Source organism: Cellulomonas sp. ES6, assembly GCF_030053835.1.
Lineage (GTDB): Bacteria > Actinomycetota > Actinomycetes > Actinomycetales > Cellulomonadaceae > Cellulomonas.
The window spans coordinates 2589415-2605176 of sequence record NZ_CP125655.1 but is presented as its reverse complement, the minus strand read 5'-3'; the positions used below and the strand labels follow the sequence as shown (position 1 = coordinate 2605176).

Annotated in this window: 14 protein-coding genes; 3 read left to right on the top strand and 11 right to left on the bottom strand. The window is 73.9% G+C overall.

What is annotated here, in order from left to right; genetic code table 11:
• The first annotated feature begins 211 nt into the window (after window positions 1-211).
• The gene (locus tag P9841_RS12100; RefSeq protein WP_283318924.1) at window positions 212-877 is read left to right on the top strand and encodes an SDR family oxidoreductase; all 666 of its coding nucleotides are present in this window, start codon (window positions 212-214) and stop codon (window positions 875-877) included.
• A gap of 42 nt (window positions 878-919) precedes the next feature.
• Here P9841_RS12100 and P9841_RS12095 read toward each other — a convergent pair whose 3' ends face one another.
• The 7 genes from P9841_RS12095 to P9841_RS12065 all read right to left on the bottom strand — a co-directional run bounded on the left by P9841_RS12095 (window position 920) and on the right by P9841_RS12065 (window position 9888).
• Entirely contained in the window at window positions 920-1222 is a 303-nt protein-coding gene (locus P9841_RS12095; RefSeq protein ID WP_283318923.1) for a DUF1540 domain-containing protein, read from the bottom strand.
• Between the two features lie 88 nt (window positions 1223-1310).
• Window positions 1311-2327: a cation efflux transmembrane domain-containing protein gene (locus P9841_RS12090; RefSeq protein WP_283318922.1), complete on the bottom strand. Its 1017-nt coding sequence runs from the start codon at window positions 2325-2327 to the stop codon at window positions 1311-1313.
• On the bottom strand, window positions 2324-2800 hold the full coding sequence (locus tag P9841_RS12085) for a substrate-binding periplasmic protein (RefSeq protein ID WP_283318921.1): 477 nt from the start codon (window positions 2798-2800) through the stop codon (window positions 2324-2326). The genes P9841_RS12090 and P9841_RS12085 overlap by 4 nt, the downstream gene beginning before the upstream one ends.
• A gap of 89 nt (window positions 2801-2889) precedes the next feature.
• Window positions 2890-4242, bottom strand: coding sequence for a YihY/virulence factor BrkB family protein (locus tag P9841_RS12080; RefSeq protein ID WP_283318920.1), 1353 nt, complete (start codon window positions 4240-4242; stop codon window positions 2890-2892).
• Window positions 4243-4347: 105 nt separating this feature from the next.
• Entirely contained in the window at window positions 4348-6411 is a 2064-nt protein-coding gene (locus P9841_RS12075; RefSeq protein WP_283318919.1) for a gluzincin family metallopeptidase, read from the bottom strand.
• 104 nt (window positions 6412-6515) lie between these two features.
• Window positions 6516-9023, bottom strand: a complete 2508-nt coding sequence (locus tag P9841_RS12070; RefSeq protein WP_283318918.1) for a hypothetical protein — start codon at window positions 9021-9023, stop codon at window positions 6516-6518.
• 262 nt (window positions 9024-9285) lie between these two features.
• Window positions 9286-9888 carry a sugar O-acetyltransferase gene (locus P9841_RS12065; RefSeq protein WP_283318917.1) on the bottom strand — a complete coding sequence of 201 codons (603 nt, stop codon included), beginning with the start codon at window positions 9886-9888 and terminating at the stop codon, window positions 9286-9288.
• Window positions 9889-10017: 129 nt separating this feature from the next.
• On the opposite strand from P9841_RS12065, the gene P9841_RS12060 reads away from it, so the two are divergent.
• The gene (locus tag P9841_RS12060) at window positions 10018-10380 is read left to right on the top strand and encodes a PadR family transcriptional regulator (protein WP_283318915.1); all 363 of its coding nucleotides are present in this window, start codon (window positions 10018-10020) and stop codon (window positions 10378-10380) included.
• Window positions 10373-11128: a hypothetical protein gene (locus tag P9841_RS12055; protein ID WP_283318914.1), complete on the top strand. Its 756-nt coding sequence runs from the start codon at window positions 10373-10375 to the stop codon at window positions 11126-11128. Before P9841_RS12060 ends, P9841_RS12055 begins: the two co-directional genes overlap by 8 nt.
• 121 nt (window positions 11129-11249) lie before the next feature.
• Here the strand turns inward: P9841_RS12055 and nrdF are convergent, their stop codons facing one another.
• The 4 genes from nrdF to nrdH form a co-directional block, all read right to left on the bottom strand.
• Window positions 11250-12224 carry a class 1b ribonucleoside-diphosphate reductase subunit beta gene (gene nrdF, locus P9841_RS12050; RefSeq protein ID WP_283318912.1) on the bottom strand — a complete coding sequence of 325 codons (975 nt, stop codon included), beginning with the start codon at window positions 12222-12224 and terminating at the stop codon, window positions 11250-11252.
• A 136-nt stretch (window positions 12225-12360) separates the two neighbouring features.
• Window positions 12361-14466: a class 1b ribonucleoside-diphosphate reductase subunit alpha gene (gene nrdE, locus P9841_RS12045; RefSeq protein ID WP_283321941.1), complete on the bottom strand. Its 2106-nt coding sequence runs from the start codon at window positions 14464-14466 to the stop codon at window positions 12361-12363.
• Window positions 14467-14501: 35 nt separating this feature from the next.
• The gene (gene nrdI / locus P9841_RS12040) at window positions 14502-14918 is read right to left on the bottom strand and encodes a class Ib ribonucleoside-diphosphate reductase assembly flavoprotein NrdI (protein WP_283318911.1); all 417 of its coding nucleotides are present in this window, start codon (window positions 14916-14918) and stop codon (window positions 14502-14504) included.
• A 90-nt stretch (window positions 14919-15008) separates the two neighbouring features.
• Window positions 15009-15254 carry a glutaredoxin-like protein NrdH gene (nrdH, locus tag P9841_RS12035; RefSeq protein WP_222170737.1) on the bottom strand — a complete coding sequence of 82 codons (246 nt, stop codon included), beginning with the start codon at window positions 15252-15254 and terminating at the stop codon, window positions 15009-15011.
• Window positions 15255-15762 lie beyond the last annotated feature (508 nt).

Below are 15762 nucleotides of genomic sequence, written 5' to 3'. Positions count from 1 at the left end.
CCCCTTCGGCGACGGGCGTCACGCCCCGGGCCGTGGCACCCCTCCGCGGCCCGGGGCACCCTGCGCTCGGCCGGGGGGACCGGCGGGCGGCACGGGCCGTCCCCACCCGCCGCCGGCCGTCGCCACCCGCCGCCGGCCGTCGCCACCCGCCGCCTGCCTGCACGGCCGCGACCCTGTGGCGGGCCCGCCCGGACGCTCCTACCGTGGACGGATGCGCATCGTCATCGCCGGGGGCCACGGGAAGATCGCCCGACGCCTGAGCCGGCTGCTCGCCGAGCGGGGTGACACGCCGGTCGCCGTCGTCCGGAACCCCGCGCACGTCGCGGACGTCGAGGCCGACGGCGCGACCGCGGTGCTCCTCGACCTCGAGCAGGCCGGCGTCGGCGACCTCGCGCCGCACCTCGACGGCGCCGACGCCGTCGTCTTCGCGGCCGGGGCCGGCCCCGGCAGCGGGACGGCCCGCAAGGACTCGGTCGACCGCGGCGCCGCGGTGCTGCTCGCCGACGCCGCCACCACGGCCGGCGTCCGGCGCTACCTGCTCGTCTCGTCCGTCGGGGCGGGGGCCGAGCCGCCGCCGGGCACCGACGAGGTGTTCGCGGCGTACCTGCGCGCGAAGACGGCAGCCGAGGAGGCGCTGCGCGAGCGCGACCTCGACACCACGATCCTGCGCCCCGGGTCGCTCACGGACGAGCCCGGCACGGGCCGGGTCCGCCTCGGCCCGGACATCCCGCGGGGGTCGGTGCCGCGCGACGACGTCGCCGCCGTGCTGGTGGCCCTGCTCGACGAGCCGCGCACCGCGGGCCTCACCCTGGAGCTGTCCGAGGGCGCCGTGCCGGTGGCGGCCGCTGTAGCCGCCGCCACCGAGCGGGAGGACTGACCTCCCGCCCGGCGCGCGGGTCGGGCGTGGACCGGGCGCGGATCAGGCCGGGGCGTACGTCAGGCAGTCCGCCAGGTCGTGGCCCGCGCCGATGCGGACCGCGTCGGCGGCGCACGTCAGGTGCTCGTTGTGGGAGCAGTCCGCGCGCTGGCAGGCGCCGACGTGCGAGACGACGCGGTCGAGCCCGCCCTTGACGCTCAGCGGGATGAACGTGGAGCACTGCGCGTCGCCGGTCGTGCTGCCGCCGACGGTGATCGCGGCCGCGCTGCACGCGTGGTCGTGGTTGTACGAGCAGCCGTCGACCGAGCACTCGGAGACGGGCGGCTGGTCCATCAGCGTGCTCATGGGAACCTCCGCGGGGGTGGGGGCGTGCCTGCTGTCCCGTTCGACGCTAGGCCCGGCCGGGCGGGGCGTCTAGAAAGGAAGGCCTGGCTCACCCGCCGCCGGCGGCCGTCCGCGACTCCTCGCCGGGTTCCGCCCGCACCCCGGGGAGCATCTGCTCCGGCAGCTGCTCGACGGGCACCACCACCACGTCCTGGATCTTCCAGTCGAGAGCCGCCACACCCCGCCGCAGCTCCGTCAGGTCCTCCGGGCCGGGGGCGCTCCCGTCGCGGGGCACGACGAACGACTCCACGTGGAAGACGTGGCCCTGGTCCCTCACCCGTGACCGCGCGGCGGCCACCCACGGCACCGCGCGCAGGTACTCGTCGACGCGTCCCACCAGCGGGTGGACGTCCGTGCCGTCGACGGTCGTCGCCCGGGCGTCCATCAGGGCCGCCGCCGCGACCCGCAGGTTCGTGGCGCCGTCGCGCAGGATGCTGCCCGCGATGAACAGCGCCGCCGCCGCGTCCGCCCACCACAGGCCCGCGCCGATGCCGAGCACGCCGACGACCGTGCCGAGCGCCGTCATCCAGTCGGCCTTGTTCATGTCGGCGTCGGCGTACAGGACGCGGTCGTGCAGCGTCCGGGCCAGCGGCAGCTTCGCCCGGCCGAGCAGCACCGGCGGCACGCCGGTCACCACCATCGCGGCGATCATCGGCCACCCCGCCCAGAAGACGTGACCGCCCAGGTGCATCACCCCGACCGGGGGGTGCTCGGCCTTCAGCAGGCCGCTGCCGGAGTCGACGACCAGGAACGTCCCCATCGCCAGCAGCGCCGTGGCCGCCACCAGGTGCCCGATGCCGACCGACCGGTGGTAGCCGTAGGGGTGCTCGGGCGTCGGCCGGCGCCGGGCGAACCGCACGGCCACCAGGAAGCTGATCGGCGGGATGAACGACAGCAGGTCCTCCGTCCACGCCGCCTTCATGGCCTGCGAGCTGCCCATCACCAGGTACACGAGCGTCACGCCGACGACGAGGAACCCGATCGTCCCCCAGGCGAGGCGCACCGCCCGGCGCAGCGCCTGCGACTGCTCCGGCGGCAGCTCCGTGTGCCCGAACGTCACGCTCACGGCAGCACGTCCTCCCGGTTCTCCAGCAGGTACGTCTCGAGGCGCACCAGGAACGCGTTCTCGCCGAGCGGCGCGGCCATCACGTGGGGCTCCGGCTCACCCCGTGGCCCGGGCACCGTCGTGTACGGCGTGGTGAGCGCCGCCTGGTCCGCCCACGGGGAGCGACCCGTGAGGCCACCGACCACGAGGTCGAGGCGGGACTCCGCCAGGTCCGCCACCAGCGACTCCTCGCCACCGGTCGTCCACTCCACGCGGGCGTCGAGCGTGCGGGCGAACTCCGAGACGATCTCCACCTCCAGCCCCGACGGCTCGCCACCGGGCCCCACCTCGGTCCACGGCGGGTTCGGGGACACGCCCACCCGCAGCACGTCGCCGGTGACCCGCTCGAGCGTGCCGTCCGGGTCGGCCGGGAAGGACCCGCCGCACCCGGCGAGCAGCAGGACCGCGAGCGCCGTGGCCGCTGTACGCCTCATGCCGCCGAGTGAACCCCCCGGCGCTCCGGAGCGCACGCGGAGGCGGTCGCGGGCGGAGCGGTCGCGCGCGGGATGGCCCGGACGGCGCGTCAGCCGGTGCCGGACCGCGCCGGACGGGCCCGGGCTCCCGGCGCGGGACCCTCGGCGGCGGGCTCCGCGCCTCCCGCGTCCTCCGGGCTGCCGGACCGGCGACCGCGCTCCGCGTCCTCCTCACGGCCGCCGTGCTCCGCGTCGATCTCGGCGACCAGGACGCCCCCGGCGAGCACCGCGATGCTGCACAGCCACAGCCACAGGGCCCCGGCGAGCACGAGCCCGAGCATCTGCGCCGCCGCCTGCACGACGGCCGCGCTGTCCGGGGAGGCGCCGGGGGTGTCCGGCACCGCGACCCGCACGTACGACAGGTACCCCGCGGAGACCAGCAGCACGCCGGCGGTCCCCACCACCGCCCCGGGGAGGCAGCGCCGCCAGGTGGAGCCGGCGCTCGGGGCGTACCGGTACAGGAGCGTGAGGAACGCGGTGGTCACCGCCAGCACCGCGGGCCAGCGCAGCAGGTCCCAGGCCGTCCGGAACGCGTCGCCGAGCCCGAGGCGGTCCGCCAGGCTCGCACCGCCGCCGAGCAGCGGACCGACGACGGCCAGCAGCAGCACCGTCACGACGGTGACCAGCGCGCCGACGGTGAACGCCAGGCCCAGGGCGTACTGCGCCACCACCCCGCGTCGCCTGCGCACCTGGTAGGCGTCGTCGAGCGCCCGCACCGCGGCCCGGAACACGCGGCTGGCGAGGTACAGCGTCACCAGCAGGGCACCGACGGCGAACCCGCCGCGCTGCTCGTCCAGCAGCCCGTCGACCAGCGGGACCAGCACGTCGCCGGCCACCTGCTGCGCGAACACGGCCGCCAGCGTGTCCACGACGCCGGACCGGAGCTGCTCCACCTGGGCGTCCCCGAGCACCGGCCGCAGGTACCCGAGGCTGGCGCCCAGGGCCGTCGTGATCGGTACCAGCGAGATGAGGGCGTAGTACGTCATCTCGGCGGCGAGCCCGGTGACGCGCACGTCGCCCGCCCGCAGCGCTGCCCGCACCGTCGTGCCCACGACGTCGTGGCCCGCGACGCGCACGGGGTGCCGCCGGGCGAACGCCTCCGTCCGCTCCCGCAGCGTCGGCTGCCCCTCGCGCCGGCGCCGGCGGCGCGCGAGCGGCCCGCGCAGCCGGCCGGTGACCCACGCGGCCGCACCGACGGCCGCGGCGCCCGACGCGGCGGCGAGCGCACCTCCGGCCACGGCCCGCCACCCCGCGGGGAGGTCGGCCACCGCGAGCGCGCTGCCGGCGGCCGCCAGCCACGCGGCGGTCGTGGACGCGGGCACCGGGAGCCGGTGGCGGACCCACGGCACGCGGCGGGCCAGGACGGCCACGAGGAGGGCGACGACGAGCACGGTGGCAGGCACGGGGCCTCCTTCTCCGGGCGGGCGGCACCCTCGGTCGAGTGAAGCCGAGATGCGCGGGCGGCGCGCGACGGGCCCCGGCCGGCTCGGGCCCCGCGCGGAGCCGGATCAGCCGGGGCCCGGCACCCCGCGCGGCTCCGACGCGCGGCGCGCGGCGGCCCGGCGTCCCCGGACGACCAGCAGCGCACCGCCCACCGCCAGCACGACCAGCAGCCCCGTCGCGGCGGCCGCCCGGGCGGGCGCGGAGGCCAGCGTGGCGGACGCCCGCTCGGCCGCGGCCGTGGCCTGCGCGTACCGGCCGGCGTCGAGCGCCGCGCGCGCCGCCTCCAGGTCGCCGTCCACGCCGCCGGCGAGCATGCCGAGCCGCGTCACCGGGTCGGCGTCCTCCCGTTCACGCGTGGCGGCCACGAGGGCCGCGGCGGCCTCCCCGGCCTCCGTGACGGCGGCGGCGGCCTCCGGCACGGACGTCGCGTTCTCCACCTGCTCCTGCAGCGCGCCCGGGACGTCCGCGCCGATGCCGGCGAGGGCGGCGACCAGGGCGTCGCGGTCCTCCAGCAGCGCCAGCACCTCGGGCGCCGCGGCGGTCGCGTCGTCGAACCGCCAGTCCGCCATCGCGTCGCGGACCGCCGCCGGCGGCGCCCACCCGTCGCCCGCGTCGAGCAGCCCCTGGTACTCGTCGCGCGCGGCGTCCCGGGCGTCGAGCACCGGGAGCTCGTCCTGCCGCACGACCACGTCGCGGAACACCTGCGCGGCCCGTTCGGAGCCTCCCACCTGCTCGAGCAGGTCGAGCAGGCGCTGCCACCCGGTCGGGCCCCGCACGCCCGTGTCGTCGGTCGGCGCGGGGTAGGCGTCCTCGCCGGACACCGCCGCCCCGACGGCCGCCGACAGCGCCTCCGGGCCGATCTCCGCGGCGATCTCGTGCGCCACCCACCAGGACGCGGCGTAGCCGTACTCGTCGTGCGCGCCGCCCTCGGGCCCGTCCGCGCGGGCGTCCTCCCAGTCGACCAGGCGGACCGCGTCCGGACGCGCGAGGTCCAGCGGCGCGGGCGTCGGGCGCTCCTGGCCGAGCGTCTCCATCGCGATCGCGGAGTACTCGTCGGCGAGCGCCTCGCCGATCCACCGGCCCTCGAACGTGGTCCCGTTGAACCAGGCGTGGGCGAGCTCGTGGAGCGTCACGTGCGCGTCGAGCATGTCGCCGATCTCGATCGAGCCACGGTCGTGGTCGTACCAGCCGGCGTACCCGTGCGCGCTCGGCGTGGCCGCCTCGAGGATCGTCAGCCCGCCCGTGACCGTCCACGGCTGCCCGACCAGCTCCTCCAGCACGGGCAGGCCGCGTCCGGCCAGGTCGGTGGTGAACGCCAGCCACTCCGCGTCGTCCGGCCACCCGAGCACCTGCACGCCGTCGCCGTAGTCCACGTCGGCCGGCACCAGGGCGTCGTCGTCCCGCACCACGACCTGGGCCTGCCACGCGGCCGGGTCGGCCACCGCGTCCGCGCTCCACGTCGTGCCGTCGCCGGTGGGCGCCGGGGTCATCGGGCCGCCCACCACCTCGACGTCCGGGCCGCCGGGCACCACGACGCGCGCGGAGGCCAGGCCGGGGTCGCCGTCCAGCACCACGGGGAACGTCGCGAACGCCGGGTTCACCTGGGCGTACGTGGCGACACGGGGCGGCTGCGCCGGCAGGTCGTACGTCACCCGCAGCGTCCGGGTGTCGCCGTAGGTCAGCACCGGCCGGAGCGCGACGACGACGGCCGGCAGGTACTCGTCCGTCCCCGGCTCCAGGGTGAACGCGAGCGGCGTCCCGTCGTCCCACGTAGCGGTCACGCCCGTCCCGCCCGGCAGGAACGGCACCGCGTACTCCTCGAACGTGTAGTACCAGGCGCCCGTCGACGGGGTCTGGTGCGTGAGGGTCGCGACGTGCTCCACGTGCACGACGCTCGCCGCCAGGTCGACCGTGTACGTCGCGGACGTCTCGACGCGCAGGCCCTCGGTGCGGTCCTCGGCGGCCGCCAGCGGCCCGGGCGCGGTGACGGCCGCGACGGCGGCAGGGGGCGCGGGGCGCGCGGCGGCCACCGGCACCGCGGCGGAGACCCCGGCGGGCGCGAGCAGGGGAAGCAGCACGGCGGCACCGGCGGCACCGGCGGCCGCGAGCAGGCGGCGGGGCGAGGGCATGCGGGCATCCTGGCAGCGCAGGCTCCCGCCGTGGTCGACGTCGCGCACGGCGGGTGTCAGGTCACCCGGACGCGCGGCGCCGCGGGTGGGCGGGGTGTGGTCCGTCAGGGCACGGCGGGTGGCGCGACGACGAGCTGCGCCGGGGCCGACGACCCGGCCGCCGTGGTCGTCGCCGTGGTCCCCGTCGGGGTGAACTGCGCGACGACGTCGTACGTCCCGGCGTCGAGGGTCGGGAGCGCGACCGTCGCCCTGCCGCCCGCGGTGGACGCGGTGGACGCGATCGTGGCCGTCGTGGTCGTCCCTCCGGCGGTGACGGTGACCGTCCCTGTCGGCCTGGTCACGCCCGGGACCACGACCGCCACCCCGGCCGTGACCGTCGTCCCGGCGGGCGCGGTCGACGGCGTGAGCGTCACGGTCACCGCCGGCGCGGCCTTGACGACCGCCGCGGTCGCGAGGCTGGTGGCGGTGGCGGTCGTGTAGCCGCTCTTCCTGGCGGTCACACGGACGGACAGCGGCTTGCCGACGTCCGCCGCGGTCGGCGTGTAGGTCGACGCGGTGGCGCCCGTGATCGCCGAGCCGCTGCGCAGCCACTGGTAGCCGTACGTCAGCCCCGTCGTCGCCCAGGTGCCCGGCGTCGCGGTCAGGCGGGACGCCACGGCCGCGGTGCCGGTGACGGTCGGCCGTGCCGTGCTCGTCAGGGTGCCGCGGGCCACCGCCGCCGTCGACGCGCTCGTCGCCGAGGCCGACGTGTAGCCGGACCTCACCGCGGTGACCCTCACCGACAGCCGCTGCCCGAGGTCCGCGGCGGTCACGGTGTACGTCGCCTTCGTGGCGCCCGGGACCGGCTTGCCCGCGCGCAGCCACTGGTGCCGGAGCGTCACCCCGGACGCCGACCACGTCCCCGGCTTCGCGGTGAGCTGCGCGCCGACCTTCGCCGAGCCCGCCGCGGTCGGCTTCGTCCGGACGGCGATCGTCCCCTTGGCGACCGGCGCCGTCGCCGCGCTGGTGGAGCTCGCGGCCTTGTAGCCGGTGCGGCGGACCGTGACCTTGACCGCGAGCTTCCTGCCCACGTCGGAGGCGGTGACCCGGTACGAGGCGGACGTGGCTCCGCTGATCGCCGCGCCGTCGCGCAGCCACTGGTAGGTGGTCGTCAGCCCGGAGACGGACCAGGAACCGGGCCTGGCGGTCAGCGTCGCGCCGACCTTCGCCGTGCCCGACGTCGTCGGCCTGCTCGTGCTGGTGACGACGAGCAGCGGCACGGTGGCGGTCGCGGCGCTCGTCGCCTGCGCGGACTGGTAGCCGGACCGCGACGCGGTCACCCGGACGGACAGCTTCTGGCCGGCGTCCGCGGTCGTGACGGTGTACGTCGACGTCGTGGCGCCGCTGATCGCCGTCGTGCCGCGCAGCCACTGGTACGTGTAGGTGAGCCCCGCGACCGACCAGGCGCCGGGCTTGGCGGTGAGCCTCGCGCCGACCTTCGCGGCGCCGAGGACCATCGGCCTCGTCGTGTTCGTGGGCGTGAGCGGCGTCGCCGTGGCCGTGGGCCGCAGGACCAGGCCGGTCGCGCCGGGCGCGACCCGCGAGGCGTCGCTCTTCTGGTGGCCCAGCGGCTGCGTGTCCGAGACGTAGTACCCCGGGAAGACCTTGTCCGACCCGGTGATCGACAGGTCGTACGTCTCCCACGACGACAGGCCCGCGATGGTGAACGTCGTGGAGGACCCCGTCAGCGTCGTGCTGCCCTGGAACGGCTCGTCCCACCAGGACAGGCCGAAGGCCTGCACCGTCAGCCCGGCGAGCGACGTCACCCCCGGCGGGAGCTCGACCCGGCCGGAGATCGACATCGGGTGGTGGGGCCTGAGCACGATGCCCTCGGAGCCCGGGTCGACCCACGTGCCGGCGGGCGCGCCGGAGTCCGCGTCGGTGACCGGTCCGAGCGTGCCGTCGTCGCTGCGGTAGCAGCCCGCGGTCGTCGACGCGGAGGCCTCCAGGCAGACCCGGTAGCCCAACGTGGGGTGCAGCCCCGTGAGGGTGAACGCCGAGCCGGTGACGACAGCGGTGCGCACCGCGTCCTCCCCCTCGTAGTCGGCGGACCCGACGGTGGCGACGACGCGCGTCCCGTCGACCGACGCGACCTCGGGCGGCAGCGTCAGCGTGCCGGAGATGCTCGTCGGTGACGCCTTCTTCAGCGCCTCGACCACGAGGTCCGTCGTCCCGCCACGGACCGCGACGGCCGCCGCCACCGCCCGCACGGGCGGGACGCCCGGACCCGCCCAGAGCCCGTCGGCCAGCTCGTCGTGCCAGAACGAGAGGGACACGACGTAGTCCTGGTCGGCACGCAGCCCCGGGATCGAGAACGAGGTCCCCGAGCCCGACGTGCTGCCGTACGTCCACGGCTCCTGGCCGTCCACGGTCCACGCCTGGATGTCGAAGCCCTCGGAGTACCCCTCCTGGAGCCCCTCGGGGAACACGATGGTCCCCGAGATCGACGCCGTCGCCGCCGGGTCCGTCCCGTCGCCGTCCGCGGCCCCCGCCGCCGGCGCTCCGGCGAGCGCCAGCACGGCCGCCGTCACCACCGCGACCAGCCCGTCCCGCCACCAGGTCCTCGTGCTCATGGGCCGTCCCTCGTCTCTCACGCCGTCAGCAGAGCGGAGCGTGACGACGGACGCGGGTGAGGCGGACGGCGGTCGCCCTCCGTCACGCCGGTCACCCACGGTCCGGCTCGCGCCGCGGCCGCGTCGGGACGCCGGGCACGGCAGCTCACCGCGCCGTCGTGGGCGTCCGCGTCGGTCTGGCGGTGAGGCTAGTGACCTGTGCGGCCGGAACGGCCGGGCGCAGGCGTGCGGGACCGTTCGGAGATCTGACGGCGACGGACGGTCAGCCCTCCGGCAGCAGCGAGCGCACGACGCGCGCGGGGTTCCCCGCCACGACCACGTCCGGCGGCACGTCCTTCGTCACGACGGACCCTGCGCCGACCACCGACCGGGCGCCGATCGTCACGCCCGGGCAGACCACGACGCTGCCGCCCAGCCAGACGCCGTCCTCGATGGTGATGGACGAGACCCGCTCCCACCCCTGCGGGCGCAGCTCGGGGTCCAGGACGTGCGTCGGCGTGTACAGGCGCACGCTCGGGCCGATCAGCACGTCCGCGCCGATCCGGATCTCACCGCCGCCGAGGGTCAGGAGGTCCGCGTTGACGAACGTCCGGTCGCCGAGGTGCAGGCGGTGCCCGTAGTCCAGGTAGAACGGCGGCCGGAAGTCGACGCCCTCGCCCACGGTGCCCAGCAGCTCGCGGAACAGCTTCTCGGCCGCGGGCCGGTCCTCGTCGTACAGGGCGGTGATCCGGCGGCACGTGCGCTGCGTGCTGGTCGTCATGTCCGCCAGCTCGGGCCCGAACCGGTAGCGGTACCAGTCGCCGGCCACCATCTTGTCGTACTCCGTGCGGCCGTCCGCGAGCGCCGTCGCCAGGTCGAGCTCCACCCTCGGGTCCTCCTTCGTCGTGTGGGGCGAGTCTCCCAGACCACGCAGGCGGGCAGCCGGGACCACAGGTCCGCGGGCCGGCGACCCCGGTAGATTGCCTCCCGATCTAGTCAGCCATACGATCTAGACGTGACCGACGAACGCGAGTGGCCGGGCGAGTGGCTCCGCGGGGTGCTGCCGCAGGCAGTGCTGCGCGTGCTCGCCGACGGCCCGACGTACGGGTACGCCATCGCCACCCGCCTCGCCGGGGCCGGGATCGGCGACATCAAGGGCGGCACCCTCTACCCCCTGCTCGGTCGCCTCGAAGCCGCCGGGCACGTGACCGTCGAGTGGCGCGCCGGCGAGGGCGGTCCGGGTCGCAAGTACTACGAGATCACCCCGGAGGGGCGCCACCACCTGCTCGACCTGGTGGCGCGCTGGACGCGCTTCGCCGCGGTCGTCGACGCCCACCTGGCCGCACCCGCCCCCGGAGGAGAGGACCCCCGTGCCTGACACCCGCCGCCCGACCGGCGCCCAGCAGATCGCGCCCGCCGTCGACCCGGGCTGGGTCGACGCGTTCGTCCTCGAGGCCCGGCTGCGCGACGTCCCGGGTGAGCGCATCGGCGACGCGCTCGCCGAGATCGACGTCCACTGCCGGGACAGCGGCGAGCCCGAGCACGTCGCCTTCGGAGACCCCGTCGCCTACGCCCGGACGGTCGCCGAGACGTTGCCCGCCCCGCGCACGCGGTGGTGGCCGCACCTCGCGCCGCTCGCCGCCGAGATCCTCGGCATGGTCACCGTCATCACGGCGGTCGGCGAGACCGCCCGGGGCGGCGACGTCACGCTCAGCTGGGGCCTCGTGGCGATGCTGGCGGTCGTGGCCGCCGGGTGCGGGCTCCTCGTCCGGCACGCGGACCGCGTGCTGGGGCTGATCGTCCGCAGGCCGGTCGTCGCCGCGGTCACCGTCGGCGCCGGCGTCACCGCCGCGCTCGTCCCGGCGGCGCTGCTGCTGCGCATCGAGGCACCGATCGCGCAGCTGCCCGCACCCGCGGCCCTGGTCGCCGGCCTCCTGCTGCTCGCCACCGGCATCGGGGCGGAGGTGGTCCTCGGGCGTCGCGGCCGGACCGCCGACCCCGTGGTCGGCCCGCGCGAGGAGGCGGCCCCGCGACGCGTGAGCATGCTGATGCCGTGGACGGTGCTGGCGTGGACCGCGATCGGGTCCGTGGTCGTCGCCGTCATCGGGGCCGGGTCCGGAAGCTGAGGCCCCGGACGAGCCGTCCGGCGGACACCAGCCGGCTCCCCGGCAAGCGCTCCGGGACGCACGACGCCCCGGACCCACCAGGGTCCGGGGCGTCGTCGTCGGTGCGCGGGTCAGGCCGGGATCAGAAGTCCCAGTCCTCGTCCTCGGTGTTCACGGCCTTGCCGATGACGTACGACGAGCCCGACCCGGAGAAGAAGTCGTGGTTCTCGTCGGCGTTCGGTGACAGGGCGGCGAGGATCGCGGCGTTGACGTCCGTCTCGTCGCGCGGGAACAGCGCCTCGTAGCCCAGGTTCATGAGGGCCTTGTTGGCGTTGTAGCGCAGGAACTTCTTGACGTCCTCGGTGAGGCCCAGGGGGTCGTACAGGTCCTGGGTGTACTCCACCTCGTTGTCGTACAGCTCGAACAGCAGCTCGAACGTGTAGTCCTTGAGCTCCTGGCGCTCCGCCGCGGTGAGCTTCTCCAGGCCCTTCTGGAACTTGTAGCCGATGTAGTACCCGTGCACCGCCTCGTCGCGGATGATCAGGCGGATCAGGTCGGCCGTGTTGGTGAGCTTGGCCCGCGAGGACCAGTACATCGGCGCGTAGAAGCCGGAGTAGAACAGGAACGACTCGAGCATCGTCGAGGCGACCTTGCGCTTCAGCGGGTCGTCGCCCCGGTAGTAGTTGAGGACGATCTCGGCCTTGCGCTGCAGGTTCGGGTTCTCCTCCGACCACCGGAACGCCTCGTCGATCTCCCGCGTGGAGATGAGCGTCGAGAAGATCGAGGAGTAGGAGCGGGCGTGCACCGACTCCATGAACGCGATGTTGGTGTACACCGCCTCCTCGTGGGGGGTCAGGGCGTCGGGGATCAGCGAGACCGCGCCGACCGTGCCCTGGATGGTGTCGAGGAGCGTCAGGCCCGTGAACACCCGGGTGGTCATCTGCTTCTCGGTCTCGGTGAGCGTCGCCCACGACTGGATGTCGTTGGACAGCGGCACCTTCTCGGGCAGCCAGAAGTTGCCCGTGAGCCGGTCCCAGACCTCGAGGTCCTTGTCGTCCTCGAGCCGGTTCCAGTTGATCGCCTGCACGCGGTCGATCAACTTCAGCTTCTCCGCCATCACTGCTCCATCGTCGTGTCGTGGTTCGCCGCGCCGACCGCGGCTGCGGGCCGGGGCCCGCGACGTCCTGCTCCCCATCCTGCACCCGGGGACCGACGCGCCGGCCGGGCCCGCAGGCCCGGCCGGCGCCGGTCGCTCAGAGCATGCAGGACACGCAGCCCTCGACCTCGGTGCCCTCGAGCGCCATCTGCCGCAGGCGGATGTAGTAGAGCGTCTTGATGCCCTTGCGCCAGGCGTAGATCTGGGCCCGGTTGATGTCGCGCGTGGTGGCGGTGTCCTTGAAGAACAGCGTCAGCGACAGGCCCTGGTCCACGTGCTGCGTGGCCTCGGCGTACGTGTCGATGATCTTCTCGTAGCCGATCTCGTACGCGTCCTGGTAGTAGTCCAGGTTCTCGTTGGTCATGAACGGCGCGGGGTAGTAGACCCGGCCGATCTTGCCCTCCTTGCGGATCTCGATCTTCGACACGATCGGGTGGATCGAGGAGGTCGAGTTGTTGATGTACGAGATGGAGCCCGTCGGCGGGACCGCCTGGAGGTTCTGGTTGTAGAGCCCGTGCTCGCGCACCGACTCCGCCAGCGCCCGCCAGTCGTCCTGCGTCGGGATGTGCACGCCGGCCGTCGCGAACAGCTCCCTCACCCGGGCGGTGCGCGGCTCCCACGTGCCCTCGACGTACTTGGCGAAGTACTCGCCGGACGCGTACGTCGAGTCCTCGAAGCCGAGGAACGCCTGGCCGCGCTCCTTCGCCAGCAGGTTCGACGCCCGGATCGCGTGGTACGCCACCGTGTAGAAGTAGATGTTCGTGAAGTCCAGGCCCTCGTCGGAGCCGTAGTAGACGTGCTCACGCGCCAGGTAGCCGTGCAGGTTCATCTGCCCGAGGCCGATGGCGTGGCCGCCGCGGTTCGCCTTCTTCACGGACGGCACCGACTCGATGTCCGTCTGGTCCGACACCGCGGTCAGCGCGCGGATCGCCGTCTCGACCGAGCGGCCGAAGTCCGGGGAGTCCATCGCCAGCGCGATGTTCATCGAGCCGAGGTTGCAGGAGATGTCGCGGCCGACCTCGGCGTAGGACAGGTCCTCGTTGAACGTCGACGGCGTCGAGACCTGCAGGATCTCGGAGCACAGGTTCGAGTGCGTGATCTTGCCCTTGATCGGGTTCGCGCGGTTCGCCGTGTCCTCGAACAGGATGTACGGGTAGCCGGACTCGAACTGCAGCTCGGCGAGCGTCTGGAAGAAGTCGCGGGCGTTGATCTTCTTCTTGCGGATCTCGCCGTTGTCGACCATCTCGCGGTACTTCTCGGAGACGTTGACGTCCGCGAACGGCACCCCGTAGACGCGCTCGACGTCGTACGGCGAGAACAGGTACATGTCCTCGTTGTTCTTGGCCAGCTCGAACGTGATGTCCGGGATGACGACGCCCAGCGACAGGGTCTTGATGCGGATCTTCTCGTCCGCGTTCTCCCGCTTGGTGTCGAGGAACCGCATGATGTCGGGGTGGTGCGCGTGCAGGTACACCGCGCCGGCGCCCTGGCGCGCGCCGAGCTGGTTCGCGTACGAGAACGAGTCCTCGAGCAGCTTCATCACGGGGATGACGCCGGAGCTCTGGTTCTCGATGTGCTTGATCGGCGCGCCGTGCTCGCGGATGTTCGACAGCAGCAGCGCCACGCCGCCGCCGCGCTTCGACAGCTGCAGGGCGGAGTTGATGCCGCGCGCGATCGACTCCATGTTGTCCTCGATGCGCAGCAGGAAGCAGGACACGGGCTCGCCGCGCTGCGCCTTGCCGAGGTTGAGGAACGTCGGCGTGGCCGGCTGGAACCGGCCGGAGATGATCTCGTCGACGAGCTGCAGGGCGAACGTCTCGTCGCCGGCCGCCAGCGTCAGCGACACCATCGCGACGCGGTCCTCGAACCGCTCCAGGTACCGCTTGCCGTCGAACGTCTTCAGCGTGTACGAGGTGTAGTACTTGAACGCGCCGAGGAACGTCTGGAACCGGAACTTCTTCGAGTACGCGTGCTTGAAGAGCCGCTTGATGAACTCGTGGTCGTACTGGGCCAGGACCTCGGCCTCGTAGTACTTGTTCGTGACCAGGTAGTCCAGCTTCTCCTCGAGGTCGTGGAAGAAGACGGTGTTCTGGTTGACGTGCTGCAGGAAGTACTGCCGCGCCGCCTCCCGGTCCTTGTCGAACTGGATCTCGCCGTTCGGCCCGTACAGGTTCAGCATCGCGTTGAGCGAGTGGTAGTCCATCTCGGGCGTGATGGTGACGACCTGCGTGCCGTCGGTCAGGCCGGCATCCGTGACTGTCGCTGCCAAAATCGTCCCCATCCCTCTCGGACGCGCGTGACGTCCTCGGTCGTTCCCATGAGCTCGAAGGCGTACAGGTACGGGACCTGGCACTTCGCGGCGATGATGTCCCCGGCGATGCAGTAGGCAGCGCCGAAGTTGGTGTTCCCCGCCGCGATGACGCCGCGGATGAGGGAACGGTTCGATGCGTCGTTGAGGAACTTCACGACCTGCCGCGGCACCGCGCCGCCCTCGTTGCCGCCGCCGTACGTCGGGACCACCAGCACGTAGGGGTCGGTGACGCGGAGGAACGGCTCGGAGGGGCGGAGCGGGATGCGCGCGGCGTCGATGTCCAGCTTGTCGACGAATCGGCGTGTGTTCTCCGAGACGCTGGAGAAGTAGACCAGTGAGCTCATCGCTCGTCGATCCCCCTCGCCCCGGTCGGATCGTGGATCGTGCAGGGTCGCGGCCGGGCCGCCCGGGTCAGCGGGCGGCGGGCGGCGACGTCAGGCGACGGAGACCGCGGCGCGGTCGGCGATCGCCTTGATCTGGTCGGGGCGGTAGCCCGACCAGTGGTGGCCGTCCGCCACGACGACGGGCGCCTGCAGGTGGCCGAGCGACATGACGTAGTCACGCGCGTCGGCGTCCTCGGTGATGTCGACGACCTCGTACTCCAGCCCGGCCTTGTCCAGGGCGCGGTACGTCGCGTTGCACTGGACGCACGACGGCTTGCTGTAGACGGTGATGGTCATCGTGTCTCCCCGGTGTGAAAGGCCTCGCTGGTACGTGCGCCCCCGCGCCCGCCCCGCACTGCTGGTGGTGCTCGTCCTGGGCCGCGTCGGCGGGTCTCCCGGTGGCCGGGGCCCCGCGTCGAGCGGCGAGTCAGAACACTACACCTAGTGGTGCGTCCGGCAAGGGACCACAAGTGCTGGTGTTACACGCGTGTCGTTCTCCACAGGCTGTGCACGGAGTCGTGGTGTCCGGCTTCATCCACAGGCTACGACCGACCACTGACACACAGCCCGCCCGACGGCGACCCGCGGGACCTGCTGCGTCGTCCACAGCGAGCCCCTCGTCGTCCCCAGGTCACCCACACCCGGGTCCACCTGTGGACGACGACGCGCACGCCCGCCGCGGACGTGATCCGGGTCCGGCGTGTCGCGCCCGTCGGCGTGTCGCGGACCGGACGCGCGCGTGCCCCGACCCCCTCCCCCCACCCCCTGGCCGCGTTCGGATCCGTTCGCACGGACACGCCCGGCG